This is a genomic window from Mesorhizobium sp. M7A.F.Ca.CA.001.10.2.1, assembly GCF_003998575.1.
Lineage (GTDB): Bacteria > Pseudomonadota > Alphaproteobacteria > Rhizobiales > Rhizobiaceae > Mesorhizobium.
The window spans coordinates 1-4,153 of the sequence record NZ_RZQY01000554.1 but is presented as its reverse complement, the minus strand read 5'-3'; the positions used below and the strand labels follow the sequence as shown (position 1 = coordinate 4,153).

Annotated in this window: 6 protein-coding genes; all 6 read right to left on the bottom strand. The window is 62.3% G+C overall.

The features are described from left to right. The coding region (locus EN964_RS37865) for a hypothetical protein (protein WP_164776016.1) at positions 1-434 on the bottom strand (434 nt) is incomplete at its 3' end. A gap of 167 nt (positions 435-601) precedes the next feature. Beyond that, a complete protein-coding gene (locus EN964_RS27095; RefSeq protein ID WP_127270978.1) occupies positions 602-904 on the bottom strand; it encodes a hypothetical protein in 303 nt (100 codons plus the stop codon). Between the two features lie 93 nt (positions 905-997). Continuing rightward, positions 998-1,537, bottom strand: a complete 540-nt coding sequence (locus EN964_RS27090) for a MerR family transcriptional regulator (protein WP_127270980.1) — start codon at positions 1,535-1,537, stop codon at positions 998-1,000. A 125-nt stretch (positions 1,538-1,662) separates the two neighbouring features. Further along, positions 1,663-1,986 (bottom strand): integration host factor subunit alpha, encoded by a 324-nt coding sequence (locus EN964_RS27085; RefSeq protein ID WP_013532231.1) that lies wholly within the window; start codon positions 1,984-1,986, stop codon positions 1,663-1,665. Positions 1,987-2,089: 103 nt separating this feature from the next. Continuing rightward, positions 2,090-3,061, bottom strand: coding sequence for a beta-ketoacyl-ACP synthase III (locus EN964_RS27080; RefSeq protein ID WP_127272084.1), 972 nt, complete (start codon positions 3,059-3,061; stop codon positions 2,090-2,092). Between the two features lie 9 nt (positions 3,062-3,070). Then, positions 3,071-4,141: a phosphate acyltransferase PlsX gene (plsX, locus tag EN964_RS27075; protein ID WP_127272087.1), complete on the bottom strand. Its 1,071-nt coding sequence runs from the start codon at positions 4,139-4,141 to the stop codon at positions 3,071-3,073. Positions 4,142-4,153 lie beyond the last annotated feature (12 nt).

Genomic DNA, 4,153 nt, shown 5'->3' with positions numbered 1-4,153 from the left:
ATATGCGCCCGCGAAACAAAAGGAAACCATCCATGAAGAAGTCCCTCCTCTCGGCCCTCGGGCTTGCAGTTGCATTGGCTTTCACGGTGCCCGTCATCGGCGCGACGAGCGCGGATGCGGCCCCGATGGCCAAGCATCATCGTCACCACCATCATCATCGCCACCATGTCCGCCACCACCATCATCACCGCCACCACCACCATGTGATCGGAAACAAGGCCTAAGCTCCGCAGACCGCCACCGAGAAGACCGGCCTTGGCTTCTTGTCCAAGGCCGGTCTTCTCGGCCCCGCGAGGCTCGATCGCGGAAGACTGTTCACGCAAGTCCAGCCCCCCTACGCCGGTGAGATCGTCGTCTATCCCGGCGCTGGCTATTGCACGACCACCAATCCGGCGTTCGCCGGCGAAATTGAGCGGCTCCGGCGGCTCGACCAATCCGCATTCCTGCGCCGGCCGCACAGAGATGCGGGGCGCCCGCCGACGCGCTCCTCGCCAGATGCCGGAGCGACGACAGACATAGCCGACCGCAAGGAAAATAAACGGATCGCCCTGAGGCGAGCTGTCACTTCTTGCTTCTTATCCCTGGGATTGGGTTTTAGAATTCAGCGCCGGCTGAACAGCAGACTGGCGACAAGACCGAGCACCACAAGGCCTACCGCCGCGGCAGCCGCCGGATGGTCGCGGGCCGACCTCTCGATCACCCTGCCCTGTTTACGGATTGCCGGCATGGCGTCGCGCAGGCGCCCGGCAAGATCGGAATAGGTGTCCAGCGCGGCATCGCGACCGTCCTCGTAATACGCGCCGCCTCGCCTTGCCACGGCCCTCTTCAAGCTGGCCAGTTCCTTGGTAAGAGCCGCGACCTGCCTGTCGAGATCGATGTCGGAGAGGGTCGAAAATGATGCCATTGGTATGTTTCCTTCACTTGCAGAAGGAAGCGTAACGCCTCACCGGAAGACGGGTTCCGGCTTTCGAACTGTCGATGCCGCGTCGGGCCGCGGTCAGCGCACCTGGTCAAGCAGGCGCTTGCATTCCAGGAGGTCGAACAGCGCCTCCTGCAGCAAGGCCCTGTTGTCGCGCGAGAGTTTCGACGCATCCGGCTGCACCGGACCCTCCTCGTCGCTCTTGCCCAGGCCGAAAAAGCGGCGGCTGGGTTTGACGCGGGGCTGGCCAACCAGTTCGTCGTCCATGCCGCGCGGCTGGGCCGCAGGCGTCAGCGGCACCTGATCGGCCTGCTTTCGCTGCGAGATCGCCTCTACGGCGGCCATGTCGCCATTGCCGATGGCAACCAGGAAATGGTTGCCGTTCTCGCGCAACAGCTTCTGCACGCCCTTGATGGTGTAGCCCTGGTCGTAGAGCATGTGGCGGATGCCCTTGATCAGCTCGACATCCTGCGGCCGGTAGTAACGACGGCCGCCGCCGCGCTTCATCGGCTTGATCTGGTTGAAACGCGTTTCCCAGAAGCGCAGCACATGCTGCGGCAGATCGAGATCTTCGGCGACCTCGCTGATGGTACGAAAGGCGTCGGGGCTCTTGTCCATGGGCGAATCCTCACGCTGGACGATGATCCGGCCTACCTGCCGAATCGGGGCTTATTTCAGCGGTTTATGAAGCAATATTCAAGCCCGGCGTCATGGCGGCGACGGTTTTCAACCGCGCAGTAGGACTACTTGCCGCTTTTGGCCTTGCCGCTCTGATGGGAGCGCAAGATACGGCTCTTCAGCACATTCGACGACTTGAAGGTCATCACCCGACGCGGCAGGATCGGCACTTCCTCGCCGGTCTTGGGATTGCGGCCGATGCGTTCGTTCTTGGAGCGGACGTGGAATGTCGCGAAGGACGACAGCTTCACCGTTTCGCCGCGCACGATGGCTTCGCAGATTTCATCCAGCACCGCTTCGACGAGTTCGGCCGATTCAGTGCGCGACAGGCCGACCTTCCGGTAAACTGCCTCGGCAAGGTCGGCGCGCGTAAGTGTCTTTCCCCCCATGCGACCGTCCCATCAGCTCAAAACATAAAATTCGGCACAACAACGGCAGAGCCTAAGTAATTGATCCGTCAAGGTCAAGGACCGAAACTGGACCGTTCGGCACTTACCAGCGAACCAGGACAGCGCCCCAGGTGAAGCCACCGCCCATCGCTTCCAGGAGGACGAGATCGCCCTTCTTGATGCGGCCGTCGGCGACGGCCACCGACAGCGCCAACGGCACGGAAGCAGCCGAGGTGTTACCGTGCAAATCGACCGTAACCACCACCTTTTGCTCAGCTATCCCGAGCTTCTTGGCGGAAGCGTCAATAATTCGTTTATTGGCCTGGTGGGGCACGAACCAGTCGAGATCATCGGCTGAGATACCCGCTTGCGCGAACGTCGCCTCGATCACGTCGGTGATCATGCCGACCGCATGCTTGAAGACTTCGCGGCCCTCCATCCGGAGGTGGCCGACCGTACCCGTGGTCGACGGCCCGCCGTCGACGAAAAGCTTGTCCTTGTGCGTGCCGTCGGAGCGCAGGCTGGCCGCCAGAACGCCATGGTCGGCGATCGCGCCCGTCCCCTCGCCTGCTTCCAGGATCATGGCACCGGCGCCGTCGCCGAACAGCACACAGGTCGAGCGGTCGCTCCAATCGAGGATGCGCGAGAATGTTTCCGAACCGATCACCAGGACACGCTTGGCCAGGCCGCCGCGGATGTAGAGATCGGCGGTGGTCACGGCATAGACGAAGCCCGAACAGACCGCCTGCAGGTCGAAGGCAAAGCCGTGATGCATGCCGAGCCGGTTTTGGATCTCGACGGCAGTGGCCGGGAATGTGTTGTTGGGCGTCGAGGTCGCCAGCACGATCAGATCGATGTCGACTGGCGTGAGGCCGGCATTGGCAAGTGCGGCACGTGCCGCTGCTTCCCCCAGCGAAGCCGTGGTCTCGTCGTCACCAGCGATATGGCGCTGGCGAATACCGGTACGCTGGGCGATCCACTCATCGGAGGTCTCGACCATGCCTTCGAAATCGGCATTCTTCATGATTCGGCGGGGCAGCGCGGCGCCCGTGCCGCGCACGACTGATCTGATCAAAGTTCTTTCCTATTCCTTTGCGTCGGTGACGACGTCGGATTTCCTAGATGACAGGGCACGCGGGTTGCGCGCATGAAACAGGTCCAGATCGGCCTCGATGCGGTCGAGGAGGTTGTTGCGGACCATGTCATAGCCGAGTTCGATCGCGGCGGCGAACCCATCAGAATCAGCACCGCCATGGCTTTTGACGACGATGCCGCTCAACCCCAGGAAAACGCCACCGTTGGACCGGCCGACATCCATCTTTTCGCGCAGGCGATCGAAGGCGCCCTTGGCGAAGATGTAGCCGATCCTGGCCATCAGAGTCCGGCTCATCGCCGCGCGCAGATAGCCACCGATCTGGCGCACCGTGCCTTCCGCCGTCTTCAGCGCGATGTTGCCGGCAAAGCCTTCGGTGACGACGACGTCGACCACGCCCTTGCCGATATCGTCACCCTCGACGAAACCGTGATAGTTCATCGAGGCCATGTTGGCTTCGCGCAGCATGCGCCCGGCCTCCTTGACCTCTTCCTGGCCCTTGATCTCCTCGACGCCGACATTGAGCAGGCCGACGCTGGGCCGGGCTATGCCGAAGACCGAGCGCGCCATGCCGGTGCCGAGAATGGCAAAATCAATGAGCTGTTGCGCATCGGCTCCAATGGTCGCACCGACGTCCAGCACCACGCTTTCGCCGCGCAATGTTGGCCAAAGGGCTGCGATTGCTGGGCGATCGATGGTGGCCATGGTGCGCAGGCAAAATTTCGACATCGCCATCAGCGCGCCGGTGTTGCCGGCGGAAATGCAGGCGTCGGCTGTGCCGGCCTTGACCGCTTCGACGGCCTTCCACATCGATGACTTCCAGCGGCCGTGGCGCAGCGCCTGGCTCGGCTTGTCGTCCATCCTGACCGCAACTTCGCAATGGAAGAATTCGCTGATCTCGGCGAGCTTGGGAAATTTGGCAAGTTCGGGGCGCACGACTTCCTCACGCCCGAAGATGACGAAGCGGATGTCGGGACGACGGGTCGCGACCGTCATGAGCGCTGGTATGACCACGGCTGGTCCGTGATCGCCGCCCATGGCATCGATGGAAATCCTGATCACGCGGTATTTATC

Coding starts and splice junctions, on each gene's coding strand:
- EN964_RS27090 (WP_127270980.1), bottom strand. CDS start 1,537: ATGGACAAGAGCCCCGACGCCTTTCGTACCATCAGCGAGGTCGCCGAA.
- EN964_RS27095 (WP_127270978.1), bottom strand. CDS start 904: ATGGCATCATTTTCGACCCTCTCCGACATCGATCTCGACAGGCAGGTC.
- EN964_RS27085 (WP_013532231.1), bottom strand. CDS start 1,986: ATGGGGGGAAAGACACTTACGCGCGCCGACCTTGCCGAGGCAGTTTAC.